The following is a 2113-nucleotide window of genomic DNA, read 5'->3' as shown; positions in this document are numbered from 1 at the left end:
TAAAATAGAGTAAAAAATTAATATTAAGATACTTTTAAATCACTATGAAGCCATGGAATACCTTCGATTATAATTCAACTTATTAGGTTTTATAAACGTAGCACAAGTGAGCAGTGATCGATCATTTGCATTAATTTTTTGATTGATGGAATCAATCATTTTATCCAATTGTTTTAATTCATATTTTGAATAAGATTTACGAATAATCGCTTTGAGTGAATCTTTTGCTGTTTTTGAGTCCTGATAGTCAAGCGTTGCAAGCACGTCCTTTTTTAATTGCGTTCCATTATTATTGACTAAAATGGCATATTCGATAAGGCATAGGCTTTGTTATCCAGACAAACCAGATCTGCCTGGCTTGTATATTGGCTACACATAAATATTCCATAATGGAATACCCCATTCCTAATATTCATACCTAGCTAACTGCTCGTTAATTATCAATTGTTTAAAATAGAATCTGTATGATTAATATTTTTACATAATATGGGAGATATATTTATGAGAGCTAGAATAATGCACCAGGCAATAGCAGTTACTAGAAGAATGACATCAATGGGTAGAATAGCAACTACGACAACCATCCATGGTACATCTCCCCCACCGTTTATAGAGCCAAATGTCATGCCTTATACATCTACTCGCGCTTATTCCACCGCAGATCATTCTTCCCACATAAAGAATATAATAAAAGAATGTATGGATAAAGATAAGGAGTTATCAGAAGAAGAAAAATCACAACTTGTGAATTCAGTATTATTTGAAGTCACGGAGTCCATTACAAATGCTCCTCGAAATTTTAAAATAAATAAAAGCTTACAAGAATACTACGATAATATTGAGGGGGGCGTCTCAAATGATCTAAACCCGAAAGTTCACGAACTTAAAGGCGGAAATGAAGCTCAAGGAAATGTTAAAGATGAAACTACTCCAAAAAGAAAAGATTCATCTGTTAAAAATATTATGTCATCAAAAGAATTACAAGAGAAAGTATTCAAGGAAGCCAAAGAATATGTACAAGACAATCGAGGACTGTTATTTTCTTTTAATCTTGTCGAAAATACTCTAAAAAAAGTCTCGTCACCTTTATTTGATGGTTTGTATACTGTATTTGCAGATAAAGATGGGATACCTGATCATAAATCGCAAGCTGTCATAAATTTAGCCAAGTGGATTGTATTGGCCATTCTAATATATTCCCTTCATCAGTATTACATCAAGAAATATGAAGAAATTGAAAAAATGGATAAAAGTGTTATTGCAAGGTATGCAGAGGTAGAAGAGCTTTATGACAAAGCGGTTTTAATTGTTCAGGAATGTACTCGCCAACTGAACTCAATAAATGAATTAGAGCGGGATATAGATCTAAATCTCGAATTATTAAATCTGTTGGATAATTGTGCTACCTCAGAAAATGATCCTGATGGTTATATCGCTAAGTTCAAAGTGTTTCTTAAAACCCATTTTCAAGCCCGTATTGATAGCGTTTTAAATGATAAATCCTTCGAAACATCCAAACTGGACCATAAAATTCAACGAGAACTCAAATCTCGAGAAGAACACAATCCATTAGCGTCCAAACTCTTGGAAGCCAAGGGTGCAAAAGGATTTCAAGGTACAAAAAATGCCTTAGAAGATAAAATCATAGAATTAGATAGGGACGTAGAACATAAAAAAGAAGGTATAGTTATAAAAAATAAACAAATAAATTTGAAAAAAGAGCAAATTAAGGAAATATATGAAAAAACGGAAAAAGATGAAGCGATAATAAAGAAAAATCCGTTAGTCTATTGGGGAATTTTTACACCTCAATTTCCAGTGATCAAAAAGAAATGCGACGAATTAAGAATAGAAAATGAAGAGGACAATGTCGACGCGCTCAGGATATCTGTTGATTAAAATGTAACAGGTTGCTCCCCTTCAAATCTCCTCCTGGTCAAGTTAAAACTTTTGGAGGGGAAGTTGGGGAGCTTATATACCGGTGGGAAAATGACTCTCAAAAAGCAACATACGAGCTATGTACGTAGGAGAGTCATTTCATTCACGAGAAGGATTTTTATAAGCTATTGGCTCAATAAAAAGAATTAACCGAATCAAAAAAAACTTTATTTTA

Annotated in this window: 2 protein-coding genes; one reads left to right on the top strand and one right to left on the bottom strand. The window is 33.0% G+C overall.

Annotation, left to right across the window (positions count from 1 at the left end; translation table 11 throughout):
* Positions 1-42: 42 nt before the first annotated feature.
* Positions 43-264 carry a hypothetical protein gene (locus Lsan_RS08885; RefSeq protein WP_058514054.1) on the bottom strand — a complete coding sequence of 74 codons (222 nt, stop codon included), beginning with the start codon at positions 262-264 and terminating at the stop codon, positions 43-45.
* A 222-nt stretch (positions 265-486) separates the two neighbouring features.
* Here Lsan_RS08885 and Lsan_RS08880 point away from each other — a divergent pair, with 222 nt between their 5' ends.
* Positions 487-1899 (top strand): hypothetical protein, encoded by a 1413-nt coding sequence (locus Lsan_RS08880; protein ID WP_237762078.1) that lies wholly within the window; start codon positions 487-489, stop codon positions 1897-1899.
* Positions 1900-2113: the final 214 nt, after the last annotated feature.

It is taken from the genome of Legionella santicrucis (assembly GCF_001468135.1).
GTDB classification, from domain to species: Bacteria; Pseudomonadota; Gammaproteobacteria; order Legionellales; family Legionellaceae; genus Legionella; species Legionella santicrucis.
This window is presented reverse-complemented; position numbering and strand designations above follow the sequence as displayed.